This is a genomic window from Sedimentitalea arenosa, assembly GCF_016428585.1.
Lineage (GTDB): Bacteria > Pseudomonadota > Alphaproteobacteria > Rhodobacterales > Rhodobacteraceae > Sedimentitalea > Sedimentitalea arenosa.
Genome location: NZ_JAELVR010000004.1, coordinates 267,200 through 292,835, shown reverse-complemented (window position 1 = coordinate 292,835; position 25,636 = coordinate 267,200). Strand labels below are relative to the sequence as shown.

Here is a 25,636-nt window from a genome sequence, read left to right as displayed (position 1 = left end):
CTGCCCCGCTGCCACGGCGAATCCAAGCCGTTTGACCTGACCGGAAACTGCCGCTAGGCCAATCTCAGGCAACGGGCGGTCACCACACAAGAGATGCAGATCATCCTTCACACCGGCGCGCATGGCACGGACAACGACAAGCTTCTGAGATGCCTGCTGCGTAACCAGCAGCAATTCGCCGCCCGGGGCGTCAGCGTGCCTGGGCCGGCGCGATACCGCGACCTTCTGGACGAGACCCTCGACGCCATGCAGACTGCTGCGCCCGCTCCGGACGCGCGCGCCGTTCTGATGGATGCCTTGCTCGATGACGGCACCGCCGACCGGATGATCCTGTCCAACGCCTTCTTCTTCGGGCCGCTCCGCTTCGCGATCCGGGACGGCGAGATCTATCCGGATGCCCCCGCGCGCGTCGCCCATCTACAGCGGCTGTTCCCCGGCGACCGGGTCGAGATGTTCATGGCCCTGCGCAATCCGGCCAGCCTGCTGCCCGCGGTGATCGGCAAGATCGGCCCGCATCGCGAGAACGGCGTGCTCGGTGATGCCACGCCCGAAAGCTTGCGCTGGTCGGGCTGCCTGGCGCGCATTCACGAGGCGGCCCCGGATGTGAGCATGACGATCTGGTGCAACGAGGATTCGCCCGTGCTGTGGGCGGCGATCATCCGGGAGATGGCCGGCCTGCCGCCCGGCGAGAAGATCGTCGGCGGTTTCGACCTCTTGTCCGAGATCATGACACCCGAGGGCATGAAGCTGTTTCGCGCCCACCTGCAGCGGCGACCCAGGATGAGCGAGCCGCGCAAGCGGCGCGTGATGATGGCTTTTCTCGAGAAACACGCCATCGAGGAGAAGATCGAGGAAGAGCTCGACATGCCCGGCTGGACGGATGCCGAGGTCGATGAACTGACACGGCTCTACGATTCCGACATCGAACGCATCCGCACCCTGCCCGGCGTCAATTTCATTGCCCCCTGACGAACCGGCACGCAAATCGGCTTGCATCGGGCCGTGCGGGCTTGCGATACCTCTTGCGATCCAACCGCAAGCGGAGCGCATGCCCCATGATCCTCCCGGCCGTCCGGAAGCTGCTGCTGGCGCTGTGCCTCGTCACGGCGTCGACATCCGCGCAGGCAGACGGCCCTGTGACCGTCTTCGCGGCGGCCAGCCTCAAGACCGCGCTGGACGACATCGCGGCACGTTTCGCCGAAACCGGTGTCAAGACGCGCATCTCCTATGGTGGCAGTTCGACCCTCGCACGGCAAATCCAGTATGGAGCACCTGCCGACCTGTTCCTGTCGGCAAATGCCGAGTGGATGGACAGGCTTGAAGTGGAGGGGCTGATCGAACCCGGCACACGCCGGGATCTGCTGACCAATCGGCTGGTGCTGATCGCGGCCCCGGATGTCGATGACGAGATCGTCATCGCACCGGGTTTTGATCTCTTGGGTCTGCTGGGCGATCGTCGCCTGGCGATGGCGCTGGTCGATGCGGTACCCGCCGGGCTGTACGGACGCGCGGCACTGCAGCACCTCGGCGTCTGGGAGGCGCTGAGCGATCGCGTGGCGCAGGCCGACAACGTGCGCGCAGCCTTGATGCTGGTCGCCACGGGCGAAGCACCGTTCGGCATCGTCTATGCCACGGATGCCGAGGCCGATCCGCGGGTGCGCGTTGTCGGAACCTTCCCCGAAGATAGCCATCCCCCGATCATCTACCCCGTGGCACTCGTCGCCGGACGCGCCACGCCGGACGCCAGCGCGCTTCTCGCCTATCTGCGCGGACCCGAAGCCGCCGCGATCCTGCACAGCCACGGCTTTGGCCTGGCATCGGAGAGCGGCGGGTGACGGACTGGCTCGCCCCCGCGGAATGGGAGGCACTGGCGCTGTCGCTCAAGGTCGCCTTCTGGTCGACGTTGCTGAGCCTGCCGCCGGGGCTGCTGGTCGCCTACGCGCTGGCACGATGGAGCTTTCCCGGCAAGCAGGTCCTGAACGGGCTGGTGCATCTTCCCCTGATCCTGCCGCCGGTCGTGACCGGCTACCTGCTGCTCCTGACCTTCGGCGCGCGTGGAGCGATCGGCGAATGGCTTCAGGAGACATTCGGCCTGGTGCTGGCCTTCCGGTGGACCGGCGCGGTGCTGGCCGCCGCGATCATGGCCTTTCCGCTCCTTGTGCGCGCCCTGCGGTTGGCGATCGAATCTGTCGATCCCAAGCTGGAACAGGCCGCCGCGACACTGGGCGCGTCCCGGCACTGGGTCTTCGTGACCGTGACCCTGCCGCTGATCCTGCCTGGTCTGATCGCGGGCGCGGTATTGGCCTTCGCCAAGGCGATGGGCGAATTCGGCGCCACGATCACCTTCGTGTCCAACATCCCGGGTCAGACCCAGACCCTGCCCTCGGCCATCTACACCTTTCTGCAAGTGCCCGGTGGCGAAGCGTCGGCGTTGCGGCTGGTCCTGATCTCGATCGCGGTCGCGATGGCGGCGCTTCTGGCCTCGGAACTGATGGCGCGCCGCGCCGCGAAACGGGTGGCCGGCGCATGAGCCTGTCGGTCGACATCTCCCATCGCCTCGGTGAGTTGCAACTGGACATCGCCTTTCAGGCACCGGGCGGGATCACCGCCCTTTTCGGACGTTCGGGCACCGGAAAGACAACCGTGATAAACGCTGTCGCCGGATTGCTGCATCCGGACTCCGGCCGCATCGAGTTGTCGGGAGAAACCCTGTTTGACTCCGCATCCAAGCTGTCGCTCCCGGTGCACAAACGCCGCTTGGGGTACGTCTTCCAGGACGGGCGGCTGTTCCCGCATCTTTCGGTGCGCCAGAACCTCACCTATGGTCAGCGGTTCGCGAGGAATACCGAGGGCGCCTCGCTGGAGGAAGTCTGCGACCTTCTGGGCATCGCCGACCTTCTGGACCGCCGCCCCGGCGGGTTGTCGGGCGGTGAAAAGCAGCGGGTTGCCATCGGACGCGCATTGCTGTCGCGGCCCCGGATGCTGCTGATGGACGAACCGCTCGCGGCGCTGGATTCCGCCCGCAAGGCCGAAATCCTGCCCTTTCTTGAGCGCCTGCGTGATCAGACCGACATCCCGATGCTCTATGTCAGCCATTCGGTGGCCGAAGTCGCCCGTCTCGCGACCACGGTCGTCGTGCTCGAAGGCGGCCAGGTGGCAAGGTCCGGCCGGGCCGAAACGGTTCTGTCTGATCCCGACATGGTACGACAGATCGGCGTGAGGGAGGCCGGCGCGGTCCTGCCCGCGACCATTCTGCGTCACCACGACGACGGGTTGACCGAGTTGTCGGTATCCGGCGGGCGCCTGTTCCTGCCGCAGATGGAAACCGCGCCCGGCACTGTCACGCGGGTCCGGATCCTCGCGCAGGACGTGATCCTGTCACGCGACGTTCCGGTCGGACTATCCGCGCTGAACATCCTGCCGGCGGACATCATAGCGCTGCGCGAAGGCAGCGGACCGGGCGTGATCGTGCAGATGAAATCCGGGGAAGACCGTTTGCTGGCCAGGATCACGCGTCGGTCCGCGGATGCCATGCAGCTCGCACCGGGCGACCGAATCCATGCGGTGGTGAAGTCCGTCTCGATCGCCCGGACCGATGTCGGCGCGGGCTGATCGACACTCACATGCCGAGGGCTTCCTTGTACATCTCGAGGATGGCTTCCTCTTCGGCGATGTCGTCCTTGTCGCGTTTGCGCAGCGCGATCACCTTGCGCATGACCTTGGTGTCATAGCCGCGCGCCTTCGCCTCGGCCATCACCTCTTTCTGCTGGTCCGCGATGTCCTTCTTTTCGGCTTCCAGCCGTTCGACCCGCTCGATGAACTGGCGCAGCTCGTCCGCCGTCACGCGATAGCTGGTGTCTGTGTTGGTATCGCTCATCCGTGCTCTCCGTGTCGCGGCCTGGGTGGGACCTGCCGGATACCGCCACGCCGCGCGGGCCGCAAGACGCAATACATCACTCGCCTCGCATCCTGTCGGCTTGCGCCAGCCTGACCTATCGGGTAGGCGCTCGGCACGGAAACAGGAGGCCCCGAGGCGGCATGTTCGATATGATGGTCTGGGCCGGTGCGGCGGTCTCGCTACTGGGTCTCGCCGGATTGATCTGGTGTATCATCCGGGTATGGAGCGCGCGGCGCGCCAAACTGGCCGATGACGACATGCGCAAGGTGCTGGAAAAGGTGCTGCCGCTGAACTTGGGCGCCCTTTTCCTGTCTGTCATCGGACTGATGCTGGTCGTGGTCGGCGTGATGCTCGGCTGAGGCCTCAGACGGGCATGTTGTCGAACCGGGCCTCGATCGCCTCTTCGATCAGCGCGGCGTCAAGATCGCGCATTCGGTTCGGAACGGTCTGACCCGCCGATTTCATCCTTTCCAGCAACTCGCTGAACTGGGGCTGAAGCGCCAGTCGCCGCTCGGGCTCTGCCTTCGCAATCATCTGCTCGAGATTTTCGGCCTTGCGCTTGAGATCTTCGGTTCGCATGTGATTTCCCCCTGTGGATGTGGATCAGTATAGCTGGTCTTGCAACGGTCGTGCGACTGCCTGCCTTTTTCGCAGAAAGACGTGGTATGCTGTCGAGATGGGAACCGCGGTCGACCTCTGCAAAACCGGACGCCGCCATTTTCGCTGACGCCGGATCACGAGTCGTTGATGCACGTCAAACCCGCCCGAAAGCCGAGGTGGTTCGAAACAGGGTTGAAACACATGCGTCAAATTATATATGTTTGCCGAGCAACGAATGGAGACTTTCATGACACCCCAGGTCAAAGCATTTTTCGACGACGCGACGAACACAGTGTCCTATGTGGTCCGCGACCCGAAGGGCAGTGCCTGCGCCGTCATCGACAGCGTGCTGGACTTCGACCACGCGTCAGGACGCACCGATACTTCCTCCGCAGACGAGATCATCGCCTATATCCGCGACACCGGTCTGAAGGTCGAATGGGTTCTGGAAAGCCATGTTCACGCCGATCACCTTTCGGCGGCGCCCTACATTCAGGAGAAACTGGGCGGCAAGATCGGCATCGGTGACCAGATCACCGTGGTGCAGGACACGTTCGGGAAGGTCTTCAACGAGGGCACCGAGTTCCAGCGCGACGGCAGTCAGTTCGATGCGCTCTTCAAGGAAGGCGACAGTTTCCAGATTGGCCAGATGCGCGGCGACGTGCTGCATACGCCCGGCCACACGCCGGCTTGCCTGACCTATGTCATCGGCGACGCGGCGTTCGTCGGCGACACCCTGTTCATGCCTGACTTCGGAACCGCGCGCTGTGATTTCCCCGGCGGCTCCTCCGAAACGCTGTTCAACTCGATTCAGAAGATCCTCGCGCTGCCCGACGAGACCCGGATCTTCGTCGGTCACGATTACAAGGCGCCGGGCCGGGACGAATATGCCTGGGAGACCACGGTGGGCGAACAAAAGGCGCTGAACGTGCATATCGGCAAAGGGCGCAGCATCGAGGAATTCACCCGGATGCGTGACGAACGCGACTCGACCCTCCCGATGCCGCGGCTGATCCTGCCGTCGCTGCAGGTCAACATGCGCGCGGGGCAGATGCCGCCGCCGGATGAAAAGGGCGATGTCTTTCTGAAACTGCCGGTCAACAAGCTCTGATCCGACCGAAAAAACCGCGAACAACAAGGACAAACGGAATGCATCAGGATTGGATCTGGGGCCTGGTCGGCGGTGGGCTGATCGGGCTGGCGGGAGCAGTGTATCTGCTCGGAAACGGGCGCATCATGGGCGCCAGCGGGATCATCGGCGGCCTTGTCGACGGGACCGGTCGCGACACGCTGTGGGAGCGTCTGGCCTTTCTGGCGGGGGTGATCGTCCTCCCGGTTCTTCTGACCCCGCTCTACGCACAACAGATCGCGACCAACATCACCGACAACTGGTTGGTGATCGTCGTTGCTGGCCTGCTGGTGGGTGTCGGCGCCCGAATCGCCAATGGCTGCACCTCGGGCCACGGCGTCTGCGGGATCTCGCGGTTTTCTTTGCGCGGCATCGTCGCCACCGTCTTCTACATCCTGGCGGGCGGCCTGGCGGTCGCGCTCTTCCGCCATGTTCTGGGAGTGATCTGATGCGTATCCTGTTGGCGCTCTTGTCCGGCAGCCTCTTCGGGGCCGGGCTGTTCGTATCGGGCATGACCGACACCACCAAGGTGCAGGGCTGGCTCGACGTGTTCGGAGATTGGGACCCGACCCTCGCCTTCGTGATGGGCGGGGCGATCCTGCCGATGATGGTTGCCTGGCATCTGACACGGGGCCGCTCACCGCTTGCGGGCGGAACGTTTCCGGCCCTCCCCAAGCCCGAGTTCGACCGCCGCCTGATCGTCGGCTCGGTCCTGTTTGGCGTCGGTTGGGGACTGGCCGGGCTCTGCCCTGGGCCGGCGGTCGCATCGCTCAGCTATGGCGGAACAGGCGGTCTCGTCTTCATGGCAGCGATGCTGGTCGGCATGGGCGCGGCCCCGACACTCGCGGCACGTCTGGACAGGTTCGAAAGCCCGGCGTAAAGCTCTGGCATGGACCTACGCCCACTGACCCCCCGCTATATCGTATCACCGCAGATCGCGGTCGATGACGTGCCCGCCCTCCTTGAGGCGGGCATCACGCTCGTGATCTGCAACCGGCCCGACTCCGAGGTGCCGCCAAGCCACCAGGCCGACGCGATCGGAGCGGCAGTGCGCGCGGTGGGCCTGAGATTCGAGACCCTGCCCCTGACCCACCAGACCATGACCCCCGAAAACGTTGCCCGGCAACGCGACCTGGTCGAAAGTGCCGACGGGCCGGTGCTGGCTTATTGCGCCTCCGGTACCCGCTGTTCGGTGGTCTGGGCGCTTGGCCAAGCGGAAACCCGACCTGCCGACGACATCCTCGCCTGCACGTCGAAGGCCGGCTACCAACTCGACGGGCTGCGCCCGACGCTGGAGCAGATGTACAAGGGCTGAGCTCGGCAGGCCGGACCCTGAGGCGACTTCGCTCCCGATCAGCCGATCGTCATCGGCAGATCGCTGTTGTCCTCGGCGTCGATATCATCCGGCGACAGCCCCGCAAGGGCGGATATCTCCAAGGCCGCTTCCTCCGCACTCATGTTCGAGAAAGGATCGTCGCCGTCCTCATCCTCCTCCGGACGGTGCGGCCTCGTGACGGGTTTTGACGGAACGTCCGGCGTCGTGGGCGGGGATGGCGCCAGTTCCCCTTCAAGCACATCCGGATCATTGGCAACGGAAGGTTGTGCACCGATATCCGCGGCGAACCCCGACTGATCAGGCGCGCGCGTCATACGCAACTTGGTTTCGTTCAGGCGCAGCGCACGCAGACCGCCGATCTGGCCCAGACGTCCGACGGCAACAGGTTGCCCGGTGATCCCGACCAGTTCGGTGCGGTCCAGATGATCCTTGACCAGTGGCAAGACGTCCCCCGGGGCCATCGCCGAAAGATCGGACAGCGACACTCGCATCGTACAGATGACGGCCGTCAGGTCCGCCCGCGCCATCTCGATCGCGGCGCCGAGCTTCGGCGCCGTACTGTCCGCTTCGACCTCCTGACCGGTGGCGGCCTTGATCGGCTCGGGCAGCACGAGCGTCAGCACGCCCTGCTGGCCTTCGCTGCCGAATTCGAGCGTCAGCTCGAACAGCCGGAATCGTTCCGCCTCGATCGACAGCATCGCCGAGCGCGCGTCCTCGGCGCGGGCACCGAAACGGAACCCGCTCAGGCACTGGATGTCGATAGGTTTGTCGGCGAGGTCAGCGGCCCGTGTCAGCATCTCGTCGACCAACGGCGCCGCAAGCGAAGCATCGGTACTCGTGAACGGCCGGTCATCCGGCACCATGCCGCTGATCTGCCCCATCGTCTGCTGTTGGATCAGCGCCGTGAGAAGCATGCGGTCAAGCGTCAAGATGCCGAACTGGCCCTCCGGTCCGTCGAGCATCACCAGCAATCGGTCCTGCGGCAAGTGCGGCGCGAGTTCGTCCTGAGTCACCCGCGCCTGGCTGACGCCGATCACCACCAGAGCCAGGTCGAACAGGTCGTCGGCGGCCCGCGCAATGGCCAAACGCAAGGCCGCGGCCGCCGATCGCCCGATGCTTTCGGCGGCATCCCGACCGGCCGCCATCTTGCGCTGCAATGGTGACATGGACCCTGTGGTTGACATCGACTCCGACCTGCCCCGCGGACTGTGCTAGGTCTTCGGTCTAGACCGGCTGTGGTTACGAACTTCTTTACAGCAGGCGGATTCGCCCGGTCACTGTGCCGCCAGACGCGCCGCCATCGGCAGTGTGACGCGGAACGCGCCACCCGGAATTCCATCCAGATATGTGACGGTTCCGTCGAGCCGCTGCATGATCTCGCGGCAGATCGCCAGGCCCAGGCCGGCCCCGCTCGCTTTCTCCGTGCCGATCCGCGCGAATTTCTCGAAGATGAGACCCTGCGCCTCGCCCGGCACGCCGCTGCCATTGTCGACGAAATCGATCATCAACCGGTCTGCATTGCCATGCACACGGATCCGCAGCTCGGGCTGTTCGGCATCGCAATACTTCTGGGCATTCGCGATCAGGTTTATGAACACCTGCGCCAAGCGGTCGAGATCGGTGCTGAGATGGATCTCCTCGTCGGGGCGGTTGCGGTGCAGGATCAGCGTCCGATCCGATCCCGCCAGCGCCGCTGCCGACGCATGGTCAAGAACGTCGCAGAGAAGCCCGTCGCGGCGATTGAGGTTGACCTGTCCGCTTTCGAGAACGCTCAGGTCCAGAAGGTCGTTCAGCAACCGGGTCAGGCGCAGCGCCTCGTCGTGGATGATGGTCGCATAGCGCACCTTGTCGGCGGGCTCCAAACCGTCCGCATCGCGCAGGATCTCGGAAAACGCCCGGATCGAGGTCATCGGCGTGCGCAGTTCATGGCTCACCTGGCTCAGAAACGCGTCCTTCTGCACCGAAAGCTGGGTCAGTTTCTCGTTCGCCTCGCGCAGCTTGCGGGCGGTCCGGCTCAGCTCGGCGGACTTGGCTTCGAGCTGGCTGGAGTATTCCAACAGCTGCGCGCTCTCATCCGCCACGGCCAACAGGTCTTCGACCGATACCGAGGAACCACCGACGATCTGTCCGATCATCGCATGGGCCGTCGCCGCGCCGACCGACCCCGCGAGTTCACGCTCGAGCCGCTCGAGAAATACAGGGGTCGGTTCGGGCAGATGGCCGCTCACGCCCTGTGCCTCCGCCTCGCTGCTGAACAGCTCCTGCGCCTGCCCAGCGCCGAGGATGCGCTGCGACATGATCATCAGGTCTTCGCTCTGTGCCACCGACCCGGTCCAGCCGCGCGGCCCTGCCGAATGATCGAACACGTTGACGTATTGCGCGCCCTGCAGGCGTTCGAGCGGGCTGGGGAAACTGGCGAGCGACACGGCACAGAAGGCGATGGCATTCAACGACAGGCTCCAGAGGGTCGCATGCACCATCGGGTCAAGCCCGGCGATACCGAACAGTGCCTGTGGGCGCAGCCAGACGATGCCGAACGGCCCCGCGTCGAGAACCGCCTGCGAGAGCATCCCGGCGCCGAGCGTCGGCAGCAGCAGGGTATAGGTCCAGACCGCGAACCCAACGATCAGGCCGACAAGAGCCCCTGTCCGCGTGGCCCCGCGCCAGAACAGCCCCCCGACAAGTGCCGGAAGGATCTGGGCAATGCCGGCAAAGGCGATCAGACCGATGGCCGCCAGCGCCGCCCCGCCTCCGGACAGCCTGTAGTAGAAGTATCCCAGCGCCATGATGACCGCGATGGACACGCGTCGCGCCAGCAGGATCACGTCGCGCACATCGCCCGAAACCGACGCGCCGCCCCCGCGGGAGGACAGCCAGATCGGCATGACGATGTGGTTGGAGACCATGGTGGACAGCGCCATGGCCGCGACGATCACCATGGAGGTGGCCGAGGAAAATCCGCCGAGAAAGGACAGCATCGCCAGCCCGTCGCGCCCCTGGCTGATCGGGATGGTCAGCACGAACATGTCGGGGTTGGAGCCCTCCGGCATGATGTCGAGGCCAACCACGGCGATCGGCACCACGAAAAGGCTCATCAACAGCAGGTAGAGCGGAAAGGCCCAGGCGGCGGTGCGCAGGTGACGCTCGTCGTCATTCTCGACCACCATGACCTGAAACATCCGCGGCAGGCAGACGAAGGCCGCAGCGGCCAGGAAGGTGATTGCCACCCAGCGCCCGGAGTTGACCTGCCATGTGCCGATCTCGGACGCATCGATCCGTTCCATCATCGGGCCGATGCCACCGGCCAGCCCCCAGACCACGAACACCCCGACCGCGATCAGTGCGAGCAGCTTGACGATGGCCTCGAGCGCGACCGCGGTAACGACCCCGTGGTGGCGTTCGTTCACGTCAAGGTTGCGGGTGCCGAACAGGATGGCGAACACAGCGAGACCGATGGCCACCAGAACGACGCTGGAGTGTTCCGCATAGGCTCCGTTTGGGTCCGCATCGGCGAATATCGAGAAGGACAGCGTGATCGACTGCAATTGCAACGCGATGTAGGGTGTGACCCCGATCACGGCGAGCAGCGTGACACAGATGGCGAGCGAGTTCGACTTGCCGTAGCGCGACGAAATCAGGTCGGCGATCGAGGTAACGCGCTGGCTGCGCCCGATCCGCACCAGCTTGCGCAGCCCCCACCACCAGCCGAGCATGACCAGCGTGGGACCCAGGTAGATCGTCACGTATTCCAGTCCCGACCGAGCCGCGTAGCCGACCGCGCCGTAGAACGTCCAGGCGGTGCAGTAAATCGACAGGGACAGTGTATAGACGAGGGGAGAACGCAACCATGTGCTGCGCCCGCGTGCCGCCAGGCGGTCTGCAGCGAAGGCGACGGTGAACAGCAGGGCCACATAGCCCAAGCACACCAGCACCAGGAAGTTCAGCGAGGTCACTTACCCCTGTCCCGGCCCATGCGGGCTGTCATTGCGGCTCCAGTGGCGCGAGCTGAGCCCGAACAGCGCGATCACCACGATCATCGCCGCCCAGGCCGCGAACATGTAGATCATGGCAGACGACATCGGCACGCCATCACCGCCCGGAACGTCCGGATCGGGCACCGGCCAGAGTAGAGGGATCACGAACAGCAGGATGCCGAGGAGCGGTAGCAGGCGCGCCGCATCCATAAGACGCCGGCGGCGATAGCTTTGCCGCTCGAGGAACACCGGCCTGAGGGCACGGCCCGGCTCTGTCGCGGGTTCGGTCACAACCTCGAGGCCTGCGCCAGCAGGTCACGCACGGCGGTCAGGACTTCGGCATTCGAGAACGGCTTGGTCATGAAACGGCTGACACCGGCCTTTTCGGCCATGTCGCGGTCGCGTGTCTGCCCGCGCGCGGTCAGCATCAGGACCGGCAGCTTGACCAGATCGGGAATGTCGCGAACCTCGCGTAGAATATCCATGCCGCTCTTGCCGGGCAGCATCAGGTCGAGGATCACCAGATCTGGCCCGGCCGCGCGTATGACATCGACGGCGTCGGCTCCGTCGGAATGGGTATCCACCTGCCACCCGTCGCGGGTCAACAGAAAGCGTATGGCTTCGATGATGTTCGGTTCATCCTCGATCAGCAGCACCTTTCGGCTCATCCAGGCCTATCCTCCCCCGAGCGCACATGATGCGACCATGCGGCCTTTTCTTTTTTCGAAAGCTTAACCCCGTGGTCGCGGCGGTGTCAAAACCCTTCGCTGAGGATCGAAGGTTCGCGCCGGGCACGGCAGTTACCCCGAGGACAGACCCGGCAACTGCTGCCGACGGGCTGCACATTGCCGCCGCTGTCGTCGTCCGTCGGCACCGGCAAGATCAGCATGGTCGAGTTGAACAGGGGATCAGAGTCGAACTCGGGTGCCGAAACCGGTTCGGCCACCGCCAGGCAATCGAACTGCATCGCCGAGCGCCCCAGTTGCGACACCCTGCGGCGCAGAGGCACCATCGGACGGCTGAGCGCGGCGAAGATCGGCCAGAGCGGGCAGGACGCGCCGAAGCGCGGCATCGCGAAGCCCTCGATCTGCTTGCGATAGATGATGCTGCCGGACGCATCGCAGACGACCAGCCCGACCTCCGACGGAAGAACCTCGTGCGGCATGGCAGCAAGGCGCCGGAACACGGCCGAGAGGTTGACGCCGAACCGCTCGGCAAGCGCGATCGGATCGGGACCGAACCGCGCCAGCGCATCGCGGAAAGCCGCCAGCGGCATTTTCTGCGCATCCTCGGCATAGCGTGTCAGCACGTCGCGACCGATCAGCCGTGCCGCACGCGAGGTCAGTTCCGGTGCGGCCTGAACCAGATTGTCGGGCGCGGCGCTGCCTTCCTCGAGCGCATCGAAATGATGGCCGCGCCCGGCCACGAAGGCCTCCACCTCTTCTTGTGGCGCGCCGCGGCGATCCTCGGCCTGCTCGGTTTCGTCGAGATAGGCGACCAGCGCCTTGCTGCTTTCCGCCAAACGCAAACTGTCTTCGTTGAGGTTTTTGTGAAACCGGTCGCGCCATTCCTGTTCCAGCTCATCCGTTTCCGCGAGAATGGACGCAGTCGACCGGATCGCCGCAGCGGTCGACAGCACTTCGTGCAGCGAGGCTGCAAGATGCGGGTCATGGGTGAGCCGGTCCGACAAGGTTTCGACCGTGCGCTCCAGAGAGGCGATGCGGCGGTGCTCGCCCGCCAGAACCTCGGCCCAGCCGGGAAAGCGCCCTGCGAACTCATCCGCGCGGTCGATCTCGGCCGCCACCGCTCCGGCATCGGCCGCCGCTTCCCGCAGCGTGGCGATCAGCGCGGCCTCGGCTCCCTGCGTCAGCATCGAGGGTTCGACCCCCAGAACCTGCGCGATGTCGAGCAGCAATTTGCCGCCGATTCTGCGGCGGTTATGCTCGATTAGGTTGAGATAGGACGCCGAGATTTCAACCTGCCGGGCAAGTTCGGCCTGGCGCAATCCGGCGATCAACCTGCGCTCGCGAATCCGGCTTCCGGTGAGGGTGTCGCGGGCCATCTTTTCCATGGCTTTGATTCCGGTTCTATATCAAAGACTTTCTGCGCCGCAACATAAGTTTATTTACAGTCGGCGCCGATTGACTGTTGAGATATTTACAGAATAATCCTTCTATTAAAAGAGCTTATTGCCAAATTTTCCGAAGCATTCACATACTGCTTTTGCACAATAGTGCCTGTGCCGCGCGAAACGAGGAGTCGCGCCGCACTTTTCACCAACGGGAGGGAATACATGTCCAAGTCGAACTTTACACGTCGCGGATTGCTCAAGACCAGTGCGGTCGGCGGAGCCGGTCTCGCCGTTCCGACGATCTTCACCGCGTCGTCCGCTTCGGCCTTTACCAACGAACCCACCGGCGACACCGTCACGCTGGGCTTCAACGTGCCGCAATCCGGCCCCTACGCCGACGAGGGCGCCGACGAGTTGCGGGCCTACGAGCTTGCAGTCGAACATCTCAACGGCACCGGCGCGGACAACGGCATGCTCGAGACCTTCAGCTCCAAGGCGCTGAAGGGCAACGGGATCCTTGGCAAGAAGGTGGAATACGTCACCGGCGACACGCAGACCAAGTCGGACGCCGCACGCGCCTCCGCGAAATCGATGATCGAGAAGGACGGCGCGGTGATGATCACCGGCGGTTCCTCCTCCGGTGTGGCCGTGGCCGTGCAGGCGCTCTGCCAGGAAGCGGGCGTCATCTTCATGGCCGGCCTGACCCATTCCAACGACACAACCGGCAAGGACAAGAAGGCCAACGGCTTCCGCCATTTCTTCAACTCCTACATGTCCGGCGCGGCGCTCGCGCCGGTGCTCGAGAAGATGTACGGCAGCGACCGCAAGGCCTATCACCTGACCGCCGACTACAACTGGGGCTACACCACGGAAGAGGCGATCGTGTCCTCGACCGAGGCCATGGGCTGGGAAACGGTGAACACCGTGAAGACCCCGCTGACCCAGACCGACTTCAGCTCCTACATCGCGCCGGTGCTGCAATCGGGCGCCGACGTGCTGGTCCTGAACCACTATGGCGGCAACATGGTCAACTCGCTGACCAACGCGGTGCAGTTCGGCCTGCGCGACAAGCAGGTCAACGGCAAGAACTTCGAAATCGTCGTGCCGCTCTACAGCCGCCTGATGGCCAAGGGTGCCGGCGCCAACGTGAAGGGCATCTTCGGCTCCACGAACTGGCACTGGTCGCTTCAGGATGATGCCTCCAAGGCCTTCGTGAAATCCTTCGGCACCAAGTACGGCTTCCCGCCGAGCCAGGCCGCGCACACCTGCTATGTGCAGGCGCTGCTCTATGCGGATGCGGTGGAACGCGCCGGCACGTTCAACCCCTGTGGCGTCGTCGAGGCGTTGGAAGGCTTCGAATTCGACGGCATGGGCAACGGCCCGACGCTCTATCGCGCCGAAGATCACCAGTGCTTCAAGGACGTGCTGGTCGTGAAAGGGAAAGAGAACCCGACCTCCGAGTTCGACCTTCTGGAGATCGTCGAGGTGACCCCGGTCGCCCAGGTGACCTATCCGCCAGATCACCCGCAGTTCGCGGGCGGCTCGCTCGGCTCCTGCAACCCGGGCGCCTGATCCAGTCCGAACCGATCCCCGGCTGCATCTTCGGATGCGGCCGGACATCCCGTATCCGGCCTCTGGCCGCGATGCGCCGGTGCCTGCCATTCTGATCAATCCGAGGGTTCAGACCAATGGACGCAATCATCCTGCAAATTCTCAACGGGCTCGACAAGGGCTCGGCCTATGCGCTGATCGCGCTCGGCCTGACGCTGATCTTCGGCACCTTGGGCGTCGTGAACTTCGCACACGGTGCGCTGTTCATGATCGGGGCCTTCTGCGCCGTCACCCTGTCACGCATCCTGACGCTCAGCCACACGGTGATCGACGAGACCAAGACCGATTTCCTCGGCAACCCGCTCAAGGTGGACGTGCCCTATATCTACGACATCTTCGGGCAGGCGACCGGTGACGTGATCATCGACTGGGCGGTGCCCCTGTCGATCCTGTTCGCCATTCCGGTGATGGTCGGCGTCGGCGTCATCATGGAACGCGGCCTGATCAAGCATTTCTACAAGCGTCCGCATGCCGACCAGATTCTCGTGACCTTCGGCCTGGCCATCGTGCTGCAGGAAGTCATCAAGTATTTCTACGGAGCGAACCCGATCCCGACGCCCGCACCCTCGGCCTTCACCGGATCGTTCGATTTCGGCGCGATGCTGGGTTTCGATCCGAACACCATCATCTATCCCTACTGGCGGCTGGTCTATTTCGCCTTCGCCGCAATCATCATCGGCGCGGTCTTCGCCTTCCTGCAATTCACCACCTTCGGGATGGTCGTGCGCGCCGGAATGGCGGATCGCGAGACCGTTGGCCTGCTCGGCATCAACATCGACAAGCGTTTCACCATCATGTTCGGCCTCGCCGCCGCGGTCGCGGGTCTGGCGGGCGTGATGTACACGCCGATCAATTCGCCGAACTATCACATGGGGATGGATTTCCTCGTGCTCAGTTTCGTCGTGGTCGTGGTCGGCGGAATGGGGTCGCTGCCCGGAGCCGTGCTTGCGGGCTTCCTGCTGGGCATTCTCGAAAGTATCGCATCGATGACCCAGGTGCTGGATGTTCTGCCAGGCCTGAACCAGATCATCATTTACCTGGTCGCCATCATCATTCTGCTGACCCGTCCGCGTGGCCTCATGGGCCGCAAGGGCGTGATGGAGGAATAAGCCATGTTCGGATTGAACAAGAAAGACTTCACCCTTCTGCTGATCGTGGCGGGCCTGACGATGTTCGCGCCCTTCCTCCTGAATCCCTTCCCCGAAGGTTCGGCGATGGCGCAGTTCAACGCGGGCTATCCCGACCTGATGCAGCGCTTCGTGATCTTCGGGATCTTCGCGATCGGGTTCAACATTCTCTTTGGTTTGACGGGCTACCTCAGCTTCGGGCACGCGGCCTTTCTGGGGGTCGGCAGCTATGCCGCGATCTGGATGATGAAGCTGCTGACGATGAACGTGATCCCGGCCATGATCATGGCCGTCATCGTCGCGGGGGTATTCGCGCTGCTCGTCGGGTTCATCTCGCTGCGCCGCTCGGGCATCTATTTCTCGATCCTGACGCTGGCCTTCGCGCAGATGTCCTATGCGCTGGCCTATTCAGTCCTGACGCCGATCACCGGCGGTGAAACGGGACTGCAGCCCAAGATGGCCGATCCGCGCATTCTCGACGCAGCCCTCACCGAAGGCGCCACCCCGCGGGCGAACCTGTTCGGATTGTCGATGACGTCGAGCTACGAACTGGAAGTCGGCAACTGGCTCTTCACCTTCAACGCCGGCTACTACATCGCGGCCGTGGTGATGCTGCTGGCCTTCTACCTGTCGATCCGCATCTTCCGCTCTCCGTTCGGCATGATGCTGCGCGCCGTGAAGTCGAACCAGCAGCGGATGAACTACACCGGCCTGAACTCCCGTCCCTACACGCTCGCCGCCTTCGTGATCTCGGGCATGTATGCCGGTCTCGCGGGCGGCCTGATGGTCGCGATGGACACGCAGGTCGGCCCCGAACGCATGTTCTGGACCGCCAGTGGCGAAGTCGTCCTGATGACGATCCTCGGCGGTGCCGGCACCCTGATCGGCCCGGTTCTGGGGGCAGGTCTGATCAAGTACATGGAGAACATCATCTCCAAGATCAACTCGGGCATCCTGCACGAATGGTTCGCCTTCCTGCCCGACGGATTGGAGGATCTGATCGTCACGCTGATCTATCCCTTCATCGGCAAGGGCTGGCACCTGACGCTGGGCATCGTCTTCATGCTGGTGGTCATTTTCCTGCCCGGCGGGCTGGTCCAGGGCGGCCAGAAGATCGCGGCCTGGGTGCGCGGCGGCAAGGCCGGGTCACGGGACAAGGCCTCCAAATCCACCAAACCTGCGGAATAGGGAGACGAGCACATGGGTATCCTTGAAGTCAAAGGCGTCAACAAGCGGTTCGGCGGGTTGCAGGCGCTCGGAGACGTGAACCTGTCGGTGAAGGAAAACACCGTCCACGCCATCATCGGCCCCAACGGGGCCGGGAAATCCACCCTGCTGAATTGCCTGGTCGGCAAGCTGATCCCCGACACCGGCAGCGTCATGTTCGACGGCCAGTCAGTGCTGGGACGCGCGCCCTACGAGATCAACCAGATGGGTATTTCCCGCGTCTTCCAGACACCCGAGATCTTCGGCGATCTGACGGTGATGGAGAACATGATGATCCCCTGTTTCGCGAAGCGTGACGGATCGTTCGAACTGAACGCCGTCGCCTCGATCCCGTCTCAAAAGGACATCGTGGAAAAGGCCGAGGCGATGCTGGTGGACATGAACATGATCGACAAGCGCGACATGCATGCCGCCGCGATGTCCCGTGGCGACAAGCGGCGGCTCGAGATCGGGATGTGCCTGTCCCAGGAGCCGCGCCTGTTGCTGCTGGACGAACCCACCGCCGGCATGGCGCGAGCAGACACCAACAACACCATCGACCTGCTGAAGCAGATCAAGGAAGAGCGCGACATCACGATCGCGATCATCGAACACGACATGCACGTGGTGTTCAGTCTCGCCGACCGGATCACGGTTCTGGCCCAGGGCACGCCCCTGGTCGAGGACGATCCGCAGAACATCAAGGGCAACCCCAAGGTGCGCGAAGCGTATCTGGGCGAAAGCGCGTAAGGGAGAAGACCCATGAACGTCAAACCGGACTTTTCCAAGAACGCCAACATGGCCACGACCGCACCGGCCTTCCTGTCGGTGTGGGACATGCACTCCTATTACGGCGAAAGCTACATCGTGCAGGGCATCAGCTTCAACGTCCACGAGGGCGAGATCCTGGCGCTTCTGGGCCGCAACGGGGCGGGCAAGACTTCGACCCTGCGCTCGATCGCGCGGCTGGGCGATCCCCAGGTCACCCACGGCGAGATCTGGCTCGACCACCAACCGCTGCACAAGATGACCAGCTACGAGGCCGCGAGCGTCGGTCTGGGCCTCGTGCCCGAGGATCGCCGCATCATCGCCGGTCTCACCGTCGAGGAGAACCTGAAGCTGGCGCAAATCGCACCGCCGATCGGCTGGTCGATCGAACGGCTCTACGAGCTGTTCCCGCGCCTCGGCGAACGCAAGAACCAGGAAGGCGTGACCCTGTCGGGCGGTGAGCAGCAGATGCTGTCGATCGCCCGTGCCCTTGCGCGCGACATCAAGGTCCTGCTGCTGGACGAACCCTATGAGGGGCTCGCCCCGGTGATCGTCGACGAGATCGAGAAAACGCTGATCCACATCAAGGAACAGGGCATGACCACGATCATCGTCGAACAGAACGCCGTGCGCGCGCTGGAACTGGCCGACCGGGCGGTGATTCTCGACACAGGCGGCATCGTCTTTGACGGCGCTGCCTCAGAGGTGCTTGAGAACGAGGAGTTGCGCGCCGAATACCTCGCGATCTGAGCGTATCGCCTTGTCGTGTTGAAAGGGTCGGTCCCGAGGGGCCGGCCTTTTTCATGTGGAACGCGACGCGACCTGTCTCGTTAGGGGAATCTTAACACCCGTTGAGTTAACCTTAAGATTGGGTGAGGGCTCCGTCCATGGAGCATCAGAATGAACATATCTATCGCATTGCCCGTGATGGCCCCGCAACCGACGGGTCATCCGGCGTCCTTGCCACCGGATCCTGCAGTGCAGAAGTCCGACAGCAAGGTCATGCCCGCAGGCGCCGGCGCGGCGTCCGATGAATCCCGCGCGCGGGATTTCGCGTCCCGCCAGGACAGGCAGACCGCCCCGCCCACCGCCATCCAGCGCAAGATCATGGAGATCCTTGAGCAGCAGGCGCTGGAAATGGCCGAACGCGAGGACGGCGCAGCCGAGTGAGCGCAACCGCTACTGGGCGGTCCATCCCCCATCGATCGGGATCGCGGTTCCGGTGATATTGTGCGCCAGAGGACTGCAGAGCCAGACGGCCAGTGCACCGATCTCGGACGGGTCCGATACGCGGAGGCTGGGCTGCTTCTCCCGCAGCAGGTCGGCGATGGCCGCGTCGCGGTCACCGTCGAAGGCGTCCATGCGCTCTTCGATCTGCGGCTCGATGATCGCCGTCTGCGTCCATCCGGGACAGATACAGTTCACGGTTACACCACCCTTGGACCGTTCGCCCGCATCGGCATACTCCAGCGCCGCCACCCGGCTCAGCCCGACCAAACCGTGTTTGGCCGCCACATAGGGCGCCTTGTTCTTGCTGGCGACCAGCCCATGCACCGAAGAGATGTTGATGACCCGCCCGTATCCGCGCACGGCCATATCGGGCAAGGCGGCCTGCATGGTGTGAAACGCCGCACTCAGGTTGATGGCAAGGATGCTGTCCCAGGTCTGCGCCGGCATCGACGACAGCGGCGCGGTCTGCTGGACACCAGCGTTGTTGACCAGGATGTCCGCCCCGCCCCAGGCCTGCACCGCAGCCATCAACTCGGCGATCTCCTGCGGATTGCGAAGATCGCCGTGAAAGAACTCGGCCTGGGGCGCGCCGAGCGCCTTGAGGTGTTCACAGGCTTCGTGCACCTGTGCGTCACCTGCCAGACCGTGGACCGCGATCCGCGCGCCGGCCGTGGCGAAGGCCCCGGCAATGGCCAGTCCGATCCCTTGTACCGAGCCGGTGACCAATGCGGTTTTTCCAGTCAGATCCGTCATGTCTTGTCCTTCAGCATCTTGCGCAACTCGGTCTTGAGAACCTTGCCGTAATTGTTCTTGGGCAACTGGTCGAGCCGCAAGTAGTCCTTGGGCCGCTTGAAGCGGGCGATGTTCTCGATGCAGAGCCGATCGAGCTCTGCCGTGTCCACATCCCCAACGATACAGGCAACCACCACTTCGCCCCAGTCCGGGTCGGGCCGGCCGATCACCGATACCTCGCGCAGGCGCGGATGGGTCAGCAACACCTCTTCGACTTCACGAGGATAGACATTCGAGCCCCCCGTGATGATCATGTCCTTGGATCGGTCCTGCATGGTCACGTAGCCGTCCGCATCCATGAACCCCATATCCCCGGTGCAGAGCCACCCGTCGCGAAGGGTCGCTGCCGTGGCCTCGGTGTTGCGCCAATAGCCCGGCATCACCACGTCACCGCGCACCCTGATCTCGCCCACCTCTCCGGGGTCCAGCGCGTTGCCTTCGGCATCCGCGATGCGCAGTTCGACAGGCGATTGCGCCCGCCCGACACTGGCCAGCCTTTCCCACCAACGCGGATGGGTGCGGTCTGTCACGTCGTGCCGTGACAGCGCCGTGATGCCCATCGGGCATTCGCCTTGTCCGTAGATCTGCACAAAGACCGGACCAAAGCGCTCGACAGCCTCGATGATGTCGGCGGAATACATCGGCCCGCCGCCATAGACGATCGTCCGCAAGCCTTCGCCGGTCGCGCCACTCTTCGCGGCGGCATCGACCATCCGCTTGATCATCGTCGGCGCCGCGAACATCTGCGCCCGCCCGAAGTGGCGGGCGAGGTCGAAGACTTCCGCCTCGTCAAAGCCGCCCGAAACGGGACAGACATGCCGCGTGCCCATCCGGACATGGATCATGTTGTAGATCCCGGCACCATGACTCATCGGGGCGGCATAGATTACCGAGTCTTCCGGGCTGACCGGGTCGACATCGACGGTATAAGCCAGCGACATGGCGATCAGCATCCGGTTGGTGATCATCACGCCCTTGGGCCGCCCCGTCGTGCCGGAGGTATAGAACAACCAGGCCAAATCGTCAGCATCACGCTGGATCGGCACCGCCAGCCGCGCGCCTTGCGCGGTATCGATCGCGGCCGGGTCGACCACGTCACAGGAGACATCGGCTTCGGCCAGCGCTTCGGCCAGGTCCGGCGAGGCGAAACACAGCCGCGCGCCAGAATCCTCGAGGATGAACGCGGTCTCTCTCCCGTGCAGCTTGGCATTGATCGGAACCGCCACCGCACCCGCATACCAGATCGCGTATTGCACGATCAGGTAGGCGGGGCAGTTCTTCATGAATATGGCGACGCGGTCACCGGGCACGATCCCACCAGCCCTCAGCCATTCCGCCAGCCGCGCAGCGCGCGCATCAAAGGCCGCGTAATCGGCGATCTGCCGCGTCCCGTGGAACAGGGCGGGCCGTTCCGGTAGCGCCTGCGCTTGACGATAAAGCCATTGCGCGAGGTTCATCGCCAGCCGACCTCGCCAAGGCCCAGTGCTGTCTTTGTGATCATCACGCGCGTCGTCCTCCCCGCGTCAGGATAGCGCGCCTTTCATGCCGGCTGCAATTCCACAACGCGCGCGCCGCGCCAAGTCGGCTGCTGGCCATTTGCCCGCATCCCTGCCATGGTCCGCTTACGCAACGGCGCTTTTCACGGGTTGAACCTTGGCCTATAAGCGCCTGCAGTGTTAATCCCGCGCATCAGACGGGAATGCGGAACCGGTCGAGGACATCATGACAGACACCAATCACGAGTCGGACGTGGCATTCATCAAGGCCCTGGCCGAGCTGCTGCGCGAGAACGACCTGACGGAATTGCAGGTCAAACGCGATTATGGACCCGACGACAGCCTGAACGTGCGCGTCAGCCGCGGCACCCTGGCGGTCGCGCCGGCACCGGCCGCTCCGGTCACCGCCGCATTGCCCAGCCCGGCCGCCTCGTCCTCCGCGCCCGCAGCGGCCACGCCGCCCGCCGCCAGCGATGACCCGGCCGCGCATCCCGGCGCCGTTCTGTCGCCGATGGTGGGCACGGTCTACATGCAGCCGGAACCCGATGCAGCCGCCTTTGTCAGCGTGGGCGCCGCGGTGAGTGAAGGCGACACGCTTCTCATCGTCGAAGCCATGAAGACGATGAACCATATTCCGGCGCCGAAATCCGGCACTGTGAAACGGATCCTGGTCGAGGACGGCGCCGCGGTCGAATACGGCACCCCGCTCGTCATCATCGAATAGGCGATCCCATGTTTGACAAGATCCTGATTGCCAATCGCGGCGAGATCGCCCTGCGCGTGGTCCGGGCCGCGCGCGAAATGGGCATTGCCAGCGTCGCGGTGCATTCGACTGCGGACACCGACGCGATGCATGTGCGCATGGCGGATGAATCGGTCTGCATCGGCCCCGCCCCCAGCCCGCAGAGCTATCTTTCGATTCCTGCGATCATCTCGGCCTGCGAGATCTCGGGCGCGCAGGCGATTCATCCGGGCTACGGGTTCCTGTCCGAGAACGCGAATTTCGTGCAGATCGTCGAGGATCATGGGCTGACGTTCATCGGCCCCACCGCCGAGCATATTCGTATCATGGGCGACAAGATCACCGCCAAGGACACGATGAAGACGCTTGGCGTACCCTGCGTGCCGGGCAGCGACGGCGGCGTGCCGGACCTCGAAACCGCCAAGCGCATCGGTGAAGAGATCGGCTATCCGGTCATCATCAAGGCCACCGCAGGTGGTGGCGGCAAGGGTATGAAGGTCGCGAAATCCGCCGCCGACATGGAACGCGCCTTCCAGACCGCACGCGCCGAGGGGAAATCAAACTTCGGCAATGACGAGGTCTATATCGAGAAATACCTGACCACGCCGCGTCATATCGAGATCCAGGTCTTTGGCGACGGCAAGGGAAATGCCGTTCACCTAGGCGAGCGGGATTGCTCGCTGCAGCGGCGTCACCAGAAGGTCTTTGAAGAGGCACCAGGCCCGGTGATCACGGAGGAAGAGCGCGCGCGGATCGGAAAGGTCTGTGCAGATGCAGTCGCCAAGATCAACTATATCGGCGCGGGCACGATCGAGTTTCTCTACGAGAACGGCGCGTTCTACTTCATCGAGATGAACACACGGCTTCAGGTCGAACACCCCGTGACCGAGGCGATCTTCGGGGTCGACCTAGTGCGCGAACAGATCCGCGTCGCCGCCGGTCTGCCGATGTCCTTCACCCAGGAGGACCTGGAGATAAAGGGACATGCGATCGAGGTCCGGATCAATGCCGAGAAACTGCCCAACTTTTCGCCCTGCCCCGGACGCATCACGCAATATCATGCGCCGGGTGGCCTGGGCGTCAGGATGGATTCAGCGCTCTATGACGGCTATTCGATCCCGCCCTATTACGACAGCCTGATTGGCAAGCTGATCGTGCATGGGCGTGACCGACCCGAAGCGCTGGCCCGGTTGGGGCGGGCGCTTGGCGAACTGATCGTGGATGGCGTCGACACCACGGTGCCCTTGTTTCACGCCCTGCTCCAGGAACCGGATCTGCTGCGCGGCAGCTACAACATTCACTGGCTGGAGCATTGGCTGGAAACCAACCTGGCCGACGGGTGATCGTGGCTTCGGCCAGCCGAACACGCGCCCCGGGATGGACGATCCGATGGGACTGACGCCCGAGCTTCTGCTGCAAGGCTACACGATCGGCATCTTCCCGATGGCAGAACACCGGGACGATGCAGAAATCTTCTGGGTCGATCCAAAGCGCCGTGGCATCCTGCCGCTTGACGGGTTTCACGTCTCGCGCTCCCTGCGACGCCGGCTGCGTCGTGGACAGTATCACGTCACCATCGACACCGATTTTCCCGGCGTTCTGGATGGGTGTGCAGACCGGGCAGAAACCTGGATCAACGCGGAGATCCGCGCGCTCTACATTGCCTTGTTCGACGCTGGCCGGGCGCATTCGCTCGAGGTCTGGGACGGCGACGATTTGGTCGGCGGCGTATACGGGGTCGCGATCGGGGCCGCGTTCTTCGGCGAAAGCATGTTCTCGCGGCGCACGGACGCCTCGAAGATCGCACTCTCCTACCTGGTGGACCGGCTCGGCAAGGCCGGGTTCCGACTGTTCGATACGCAGTTTCTCACGGCGCATCTGGCGTCACTGGGCGCGATCGAGGTGACCCGCGCGGAGTACCACCGCCGCTTGGCCGAGGCCCTCGCACTGCCTGCCGATTTTAGGGCACCCAAGACACCTTCGCCTTATGAAGTGATGCAGCGCAAAACCCAGACGTCATAGCGGCTGTGGTCAAGCGCATTCAGCGCCGGCGACGACGCGATCATCCACCCTTGGAAGCGAACGTTCGTCTGCCCGGTGTCGAGGATCGTCAGAAAGGCAAAGGCATCCCCGGTCGGGTTCTCCGCCGGGTACCGGCAATCCGCCAAGTCCACCGTGAGGCCGAACACTTCTGCCCGTCCCCCGGTCTGGATCTGCACGTCCACCGTCTGTCCGTTGACCTTGTCGAGCCCCCGCAGCACGGCCCCCTTGCCCGAGACCGCCTGGTCCTGGGCGATGGCCGGCGTGGTCAGAAGCAGCGCCGCGAGCAGGACAGAGCGGATCACTCGCCGCTCCCGCTGCCGGCCACGAACTTGACGAGAAGCGAGATCAGACTGACCGCGCCCTGCGTGTCTTCGATGTCGGCGCCCGGGTCGAAGAAAAAGGGCGAACCGCCCGGCACGATCTCGAGAAAATTGCCGCCCAGCAGTCCCTCGGAGGCCACCACCGCAGCGCTGTCATCGGGAATCTCGATCCCGTTACGCACCGAAAAGCGCGTATCGGCGCGATAGGTTTCGGCATTCAGCTCCACGTTGGTAACGGTTCCGATCTTGACGCCGGCAAGGCGCACATCAGTGCCCACGCCAACACCCTCGAGCGAACGGAAGCTCGCGTTCAGTTCGTAGCCATCGCCCCCGGTGGACAGGCCCGAGGCCTGCCCGGCATAGATCGCGAAGGCCAAGGCGCCGGCCAGAACCGCGCCCCCGACCAGGATTTCGGTGGTGTTGTGCGACATCACGTACGCTCCGTCGAAAGGACCGGTTTCACTCCGGCGTCCACGCCTCGTAGTCGCGGCGCGGGGTCGGATCGACGCGGCGCAGCGACCCGGCCGGGACATAGGCCATCGCGGTACCCGTTAGATTCTCCTGGTGCGGCTTTTCCCATTTTTTGTGGGCGAGCGGGCGGTCGGTCGGCGGTTCGTCCCAAGTGCGGTGCAGCCAGCCGTGCCAATCCGGGCTGACCCGGCTCGCCTCGACCTCGCCGTTGAAGATGACCCAGCGTTTGCTGTCATCCGCATTGCGATAGAACACGTTTCCCTGTTCGTCTTCACCGACCTTGACGCCCTTGCGCCAGGTAAAGATCTGGGTGTTCAGTGTCTGCCCGTTCCACCAGGTCACGGCGCGCAGCAGGGAATTCAGGATGCCCATGAGAGTCTCCGGTTTGTTGACCCTGATATGACCCATCCTGTGCCCGAGGTCCAGAGACAAGGCAGCGCAGGGCGGCGGGTCGGCGTCACTCCGGCAGCAGCGCCGTCACCTCGATCTCGATCCGGTATTTCGGGTCGATGAGGCCACATTCGATCATGGTGGCGGCGGGTGGATTTGCGCCGAATGTCTCTGACAGGATCGGCCAGCACGGTTCGAACTCGGCCCGGTCGGGCAGCATGTAGGTCACGCGGACCACGTCGGACCACCCAGCCCCGGCCTTGGCCAGCGCGTCCTCGATCACCGACAGCGCCGAGCGGCATTGCTCGACCACAGTGTCGCCTTGCCCGACAGTGCCCGAGACATGCACCAAACCGCCCGCAATCACCGCCCGGCAATAGCCGACCCGTTCTTCAAACGGGCCGCCGGACGCAATCCGCTGGATCGTCATGG

The 25,636-nt window shown here is 64.0% G+C and carries 31 protein-coding genes; 18 read left to right on the top strand and 13 right to left on the bottom strand.

What is annotated here, in order from left to right; translation table 11 throughout:
* The first annotated feature begins 93 nt into the window (after positions 1 to 93).
* The 4 genes from JF290_RS07960 (at position 94) to modC (ending at position 3,612) form a co-directional block, all read left to right on the top strand.
* The gene (locus JF290_RS07960; protein ID WP_199024314.1) at positions 94 to 969 is read left to right on the top strand and encodes a hypothetical protein; all 876 of its coding nucleotides are present in this window, start codon (positions 94 to 96) and stop codon (positions 967 to 969) included.
* 86 nt (positions 970 to 1,055) lie between these two features.
* Complete coding sequence (modA, locus tag JF290_RS07955; protein ID WP_199024313.1) at positions 1,056 to 1,835, top strand: molybdate ABC transporter substrate-binding protein; 780 nt, start codon at positions 1,056 to 1,058, stop codon at positions 1,833 to 1,835.
* A complete protein-coding gene (gene modB / locus JF290_RS07950; RefSeq protein ID WP_199024312.1) occupies positions 1,832 to 2,530 on the top strand; it encodes a molybdate ABC transporter permease subunit in 699 nt (232 codons plus the stop codon). Before modA ends, modB begins: the two co-directional genes overlap by 4 nt.
* Complete coding sequence (modC, locus tag JF290_RS07945) at positions 2,527 to 3,612, top strand: molybdenum ABC transporter ATP-binding protein (RefSeq protein ID WP_199024311.1); 1,086 nt, start codon at positions 2,527 to 2,529, stop codon at positions 3,610 to 3,612. Before modB ends, modC begins: the two co-directional genes overlap by 4 nt.
* 7 nt (positions 3,613 to 3,619) lie before the next feature.
* On the opposite strand, the gene JF290_RS07940 is transcribed toward modC, so the two are convergent.
* The gene (locus JF290_RS07940; RefSeq protein WP_199024310.1) at positions 3,620 to 3,877 is read right to left on the bottom strand and encodes a DUF2312 domain-containing protein; all 258 of its coding nucleotides are present in this window, start codon (positions 3,875 to 3,877) and stop codon (positions 3,620 to 3,622) included.
* Between the two features lie 161 nt (positions 3,878 to 4,038).
* On the opposite strand from JF290_RS07940, the gene JF290_RS07935 reads away from it, so the two are divergent.
* Positions 4,039 to 4,257 (top strand): hypothetical protein, encoded by a 219-nt coding sequence (locus tag JF290_RS07935; protein WP_199024309.1) that lies wholly within the window; start codon positions 4,039 to 4,041, stop codon positions 4,255 to 4,257.
* A 4-nt stretch (positions 4,258 to 4,261) separates the two neighbouring features.
* On the opposite strand, the gene JF290_RS07930 is transcribed toward JF290_RS07935, so the two are convergent.
* On the bottom strand, positions 4,262 to 4,477 hold the full coding sequence (locus JF290_RS07930; protein ID WP_199024308.1) for a hypothetical protein: 216 nt from the start codon (positions 4,475 to 4,477) through the stop codon (positions 4,262 to 4,264).
* 268 nt (positions 4,478 to 4,745) lie between these two features.
* Here JF290_RS07930 and JF290_RS07925 point away from each other — a divergent pair, with 268 nt between their 5' ends.
* Genes JF290_RS07925 through JF290_RS07910 form a run of 4 tightly spaced genes read left to right on the top strand, consistent with a single transcriptional unit; the run spans position 4,746 to position 6,942 of the window.
* Entirely contained in the window at positions 4,746 to 5,609 is an 864-nt protein-coding gene (locus JF290_RS07925) for an MBL fold metallo-hydrolase (protein ID WP_199024307.1), read from the top strand.
* A gap of 38 nt (positions 5,610 to 5,647) precedes the next feature.
* Positions 5,648 to 6,076 carry a YeeE/YedE family protein gene (locus JF290_RS07920; protein ID WP_199024306.1) on the top strand — a complete coding sequence of 143 codons (429 nt, stop codon included), beginning with the start codon at positions 5,648 to 5,650 and terminating at the stop codon, positions 6,074 to 6,076.
* Positions 6,076 to 6,507 (top strand): DUF6691 family protein, encoded by a 432-nt coding sequence (locus JF290_RS07915; protein WP_199024305.1) that lies wholly within the window; start codon positions 6,076 to 6,078, stop codon positions 6,505 to 6,507. Before JF290_RS07920 ends, JF290_RS07915 begins: the two co-directional genes overlap by 1 nt.
* 9 nt (positions 6,508 to 6,516) lie before the next feature.
* On the top strand, positions 6,517 to 6,942 hold the full coding sequence (locus JF290_RS07910) for a protein tyrosine phosphatase family protein (protein ID WP_199024304.1): 426 nt from the start codon (positions 6,517 to 6,519) through the stop codon (positions 6,940 to 6,942).
* Positions 6,943 to 6,980: 38 nt separating this feature from the next.
* On the opposite strand, the gene JF290_RS07905 is transcribed toward JF290_RS07910, so the two are convergent.
* The 5 genes from JF290_RS07905 to JF290_RS07885 all read right to left on the bottom strand — a co-directional run bounded on the left by JF290_RS07905 (position 6,981) and on the right by JF290_RS07885 (position 12,999).
* Entirely contained in the window at positions 6,981 to 8,129 is a 1,149-nt protein-coding gene (locus JF290_RS07905; protein WP_199024303.1) for a flagellar motor switch protein FliM, read from the bottom strand.
* 108 nt (positions 8,130 to 8,237) lie between these two features.
* The gene (locus JF290_RS07900) at positions 8,238 to 10,916 is read right to left on the bottom strand and encodes an ATP-binding protein (RefSeq protein ID WP_199024302.1); all 2,679 of its coding nucleotides are present in this window, start codon (positions 10,914 to 10,916) and stop codon (positions 8,238 to 8,240) included.
* Positions 10,917 to 11,228, bottom strand: coding sequence for a hypothetical protein (locus JF290_RS07895; RefSeq protein ID WP_199024301.1), 312 nt, complete (start codon positions 11,226 to 11,228; stop codon positions 10,917 to 10,919).
* On the bottom strand, positions 11,225 to 11,605 hold the full coding sequence (locus tag JF290_RS07890; RefSeq protein WP_199024300.1) for a response regulator transcription factor: 381 nt from the start codon (positions 11,603 to 11,605) through the stop codon (positions 11,225 to 11,227). The genes JF290_RS07895 and JF290_RS07890 overlap by 4 nt, the downstream gene beginning before the upstream one ends.
* Positions 11,606 to 11,691: 86 nt before the next feature.
* Complete coding sequence (locus JF290_RS07885; RefSeq protein ID WP_199024360.1) at positions 11,692 to 12,999, bottom strand: helix-turn-helix domain-containing protein; 1,308 nt, start codon at positions 12,997 to 12,999, stop codon at positions 11,692 to 11,694.
* A 231-nt stretch (positions 13,000 to 13,230) separates the two neighbouring features.
* Here JF290_RS07885 and JF290_RS07880 point away from each other — a divergent pair, with 231 nt between their 5' ends.
* The 6 genes from JF290_RS07880 to JF290_RS07855 all read left to right on the top strand — a co-directional run bounded on the left by JF290_RS07880 (position 13,231) and on the right by JF290_RS07855 (position 18,890).
* Positions 13,231 to 14,580 (top strand): substrate-binding protein, encoded by a 1,350-nt coding sequence (locus tag JF290_RS07880; protein WP_199024299.1) that lies wholly within the window; start codon positions 13,231 to 13,233, stop codon positions 14,578 to 14,580.
* A gap of 116 nt (positions 14,581 to 14,696) precedes the next feature.
* Positions 14,697 to 15,728: a branched-chain amino acid ABC transporter permease gene (locus JF290_RS07875; protein ID WP_199024298.1), complete on the top strand. Its 1,032-nt coding sequence runs from the start codon at positions 14,697 to 14,699 to the stop codon at positions 15,726 to 15,728.
* A gap of 3 nt (positions 15,729 to 15,731) precedes the next feature.
* A complete protein-coding gene (locus tag JF290_RS07870; protein WP_199024297.1) occupies positions 15,732 to 16,934 on the top strand; it encodes a branched-chain amino acid ABC transporter permease in 1,203 nt (400 codons plus the stop codon).
* Positions 16,935 to 16,946: 12 nt separating this feature from the next.
* Positions 16,947 to 17,702, top strand: a complete 756-nt coding sequence (locus JF290_RS07865; RefSeq protein ID WP_199024296.1) for an ABC transporter ATP-binding protein — start codon at positions 16,947 to 16,949, stop codon at positions 17,700 to 17,702.
* Between the two features lie 12 nt (positions 17,703 to 17,714).
* Positions 17,715 to 18,470 carry an ABC transporter ATP-binding protein gene (locus JF290_RS07860; RefSeq protein ID WP_199024295.1) on the top strand — a complete coding sequence of 252 codons (756 nt, stop codon included), beginning with the start codon at positions 17,715 to 17,717 and terminating at the stop codon, positions 18,468 to 18,470.
* Between the two features lie 150 nt (positions 18,471 to 18,620).
* Positions 18,621 to 18,890 (top strand): hypothetical protein, encoded by a 270-nt coding sequence (locus JF290_RS07855; RefSeq protein ID WP_199024294.1) that lies wholly within the window; start codon positions 18,621 to 18,623, stop codon positions 18,888 to 18,890.
* A gap of 9 nt (positions 18,891 to 18,899) precedes the next feature.
* Here the strand turns inward: JF290_RS07855 and JF290_RS07850 are convergent, their stop codons facing one another.
* Together JF290_RS07850 and JF290_RS07845 are read right to left on the bottom strand one after the other, a co-directional pair.
* The gene (locus JF290_RS07850; protein WP_199024293.1) at positions 18,900 to 19,703 is read right to left on the bottom strand and encodes a 3-hydroxybutyrate dehydrogenase; all 804 of its coding nucleotides are present in this window, start codon (positions 19,701 to 19,703) and stop codon (positions 18,900 to 18,902) included.
* Positions 19,700 to 21,199, bottom strand: coding sequence for a class I adenylate-forming enzyme family protein (locus JF290_RS07845; protein WP_199024292.1), 1,500 nt, complete (start codon positions 21,197 to 21,199; stop codon positions 19,700 to 19,702). The genes JF290_RS07850 and JF290_RS07845 overlap by 4 nt, the downstream gene beginning before the upstream one ends.
* 265 nt (positions 21,200 to 21,464) lie before the next feature.
* Here JF290_RS07845 and accB point away from each other — a divergent pair, with 265 nt between their 5' ends.
* Genes accB through aat form a run of 3 tightly spaced genes read left to right on the top strand, consistent with a single transcriptional unit; the run spans position 21,465 to position 24,002 of the window.
* A complete protein-coding gene (gene accB, locus JF290_RS07840) occupies positions 21,465 to 21,962 on the top strand; it encodes an acetyl-CoA carboxylase biotin carboxyl carrier protein (protein ID WP_199024291.1) in 498 nt (165 codons plus the stop codon).
* 8 nt (positions 21,963 to 21,970) lie between these two features.
* Positions 21,971 to 23,323, top strand: a complete 1,353-nt coding sequence (gene accC / locus JF290_RS07835; protein WP_199024290.1) for an acetyl-CoA carboxylase biotin carboxylase subunit — start codon at positions 21,971 to 21,973, stop codon at positions 23,321 to 23,323.
* A gap of 46 nt (positions 23,324 to 23,369) precedes the next feature.
* Positions 23,370 to 24,002: a leucyl/phenylalanyl-tRNA--protein transferase gene (aat, locus tag JF290_RS07830; protein WP_199024289.1), complete on the top strand. Its 633-nt coding sequence runs from the start codon at positions 23,370 to 23,372 to the stop codon at positions 24,000 to 24,002.
* Here aat and JF290_RS07825 read toward each other — a convergent pair.
* The 4 genes from JF290_RS07825 to JF290_RS07810 form a co-directional block, all read right to left on the bottom strand.
* Positions 23,966 to 24,325 (bottom strand): DUF2155 domain-containing protein, encoded by a 360-nt coding sequence (locus JF290_RS07825; RefSeq protein WP_199024287.1) that lies wholly within the window; start codon positions 24,323 to 24,325, stop codon positions 23,966 to 23,968. The two genes, aat and JF290_RS07825, sit on opposite strands and share 37 nt — an antisense overlap.
* Entirely contained in the window at positions 24,322 to 24,774 is a 453-nt protein-coding gene (mlaD, locus tag JF290_RS07820; protein ID WP_199024285.1) for an outer membrane lipid asymmetry maintenance protein MlaD, read from the bottom strand. The genes JF290_RS07825 and mlaD overlap by 4 nt, the downstream gene beginning before the upstream one ends.
* 28 nt (positions 24,775 to 24,802) lie before the next feature.
* Complete coding sequence (locus JF290_RS07815; protein WP_199024284.1) at positions 24,803 to 25,186, bottom strand: NADH:ubiquinone oxidoreductase subunit NDUFA12; 384 nt, start codon at positions 25,184 to 25,186, stop codon at positions 24,803 to 24,805.
* A gap of 85 nt (positions 25,187 to 25,271) precedes the next feature.
* Entirely contained in the window at positions 25,272 to 25,634 is a 363-nt protein-coding gene (locus JF290_RS07810; RefSeq protein ID WP_199024283.1) for a RidA family protein, read from the bottom strand.
* Positions 25,635 to 25,636 lie beyond the last annotated feature (2 nt).

Coding starts and splice junctions, on each gene's coding strand:
- JF290_RS07960 (WP_199024314.1), top strand. CDS start 94: ATGCAGATCATCCTTCACACCGGCGCGCATGGCACGGACAACGACAAG.
- modA (WP_199024313.1), top strand. CDS start 1,056: ATGATCCTCCCGGCCGTCCGGAAGCTGCTGCTGGCGCTGTGCCTCGTC.
- modC (WP_199024311.1), top strand. CDS start 2,527: ATGAGCCTGTCGGTCGACATCTCCCATCGCCTCGGTGAGTTGCAACTG.
- JF290_RS07940 (WP_199024310.1), bottom strand. CDS start 3,877: ATGAGCGATACCAACACAGACACCAGCTATCGCGTGACGGCGGACGAG.
- JF290_RS07935 (WP_199024309.1), top strand. CDS start 4,039: ATGTTCGATATGATGGTCTGGGCCGGTGCGGCGGTCTCGCTACTGGGT.
- JF290_RS07930 (WP_199024308.1), bottom strand. CDS start 4,477: ATGCGAACCGAAGATCTCAAGCGCAAGGCCGAAAATCTCGAGCAGATG.
- JF290_RS07925 (WP_199024307.1), top strand. CDS start 4,746: ATGACACCCCAGGTCAAAGCATTTTTCGACGACGCGACGAACACAGTG.
- JF290_RS07920 (WP_199024306.1), top strand. CDS start 5,648: ATGCATCAGGATTGGATCTGGGGCCTGGTCGGCGGTGGGCTGATCGGG.
- JF290_RS07915 (WP_199024305.1), top strand. CDS start 6,076: ATGCGTATCCTGTTGGCGCTCTTGTCCGGCAGCCTCTTCGGGGCCGGG.
- JF290_RS07910 (WP_199024304.1), top strand. CDS start 6,517: ATGGACCTACGCCCACTGACCCCCCGCTATATCGTATCACCGCAGATC.
- JF290_RS07905 (WP_199024303.1), bottom strand. CDS start 8,129: ATGTCACCATTGCAGCGCAAGATGGCGGCCGGTCGGGATGCCGCCGAA.
- JF290_RS07890 (WP_199024300.1), bottom strand. CDS start 11,605: ATGAGCCGAAAGGTGCTGCTGATCGAGGATGAACCGAACATCATCGAA.
- JF290_RS07885 (WP_199024360.1), bottom strand. CDS start 12,999: ATGGCCCGCGACACCCTCACCGGAAGCCGGATTCGCGAGCGCAGGTTG.
- JF290_RS07880 (WP_199024299.1), top strand. CDS start 13,231: ATGTCCAAGTCGAACTTTACACGTCGCGGATTGCTCAAGACCAGTGCG.
- JF290_RS07875 (WP_199024298.1), top strand. CDS start 14,697: ATGGACGCAATCATCCTGCAAATTCTCAACGGGCTCGACAAGGGCTCG.
- JF290_RS07870 (WP_199024297.1), top strand. CDS start 15,732: ATGTTCGGATTGAACAAGAAAGACTTCACCCTTCTGCTGATCGTGGCG.
- JF290_RS07865 (WP_199024296.1), top strand. CDS start 16,947: ATGGGTATCCTTGAAGTCAAAGGCGTCAACAAGCGGTTCGGCGGGTTG.
- JF290_RS07860 (WP_199024295.1), top strand. CDS start 17,715: ATGAACGTCAAACCGGACTTTTCCAAGAACGCCAACATGGCCACGACC.
- JF290_RS07855 (WP_199024294.1), top strand. CDS start 18,621: ATGAACATATCTATCGCATTGCCCGTGATGGCCCCGCAACCGACGGGT.
- JF290_RS07850 (WP_199024293.1), bottom strand. CDS start 19,703: ATGACGGATCTGACTGGAAAAACCGCATTGGTCACCGGCTCGGTACAA.
- JF290_RS07845 (WP_199024292.1), bottom strand. CDS start 21,199: ATGAACCTCGCGCAATGGCTTTATCGTCAAGCGCAGGCGCTACCGGAA.
- accB (WP_199024291.1), top strand. CDS start 21,465: ATGACAGACACCAATCACGAGTCGGACGTGGCATTCATCAAGGCCCTG.
- accC (WP_199024290.1), top strand. CDS start 21,971: ATGTTTGACAAGATCCTGATTGCCAATCGCGGCGAGATCGCCCTGCGC.
- aat (WP_199024289.1), top strand. CDS start 23,370: ATGGGACTGACGCCCGAGCTTCTGCTGCAAGGCTACACGATCGGCATC.
- mlaD (WP_199024285.1), bottom strand. CDS start 24,774: ATGTCGCACAACACCACCGAAATCCTGGTCGGGGGCGCGGTTCTGGCC.
- JF290_RS07815 (WP_199024284.1), bottom strand. CDS start 25,186: ATGGGCATCCTGAATTCCCTGCTGCGCGCCGTGACCTGGTGGAACGGG.
- JF290_RS07810 (WP_199024283.1), bottom strand. CDS start 25,634: ATGACGATCCAGCGGATTGCGTCCGGCGGCCCGTTTGAAGAACGGGTC.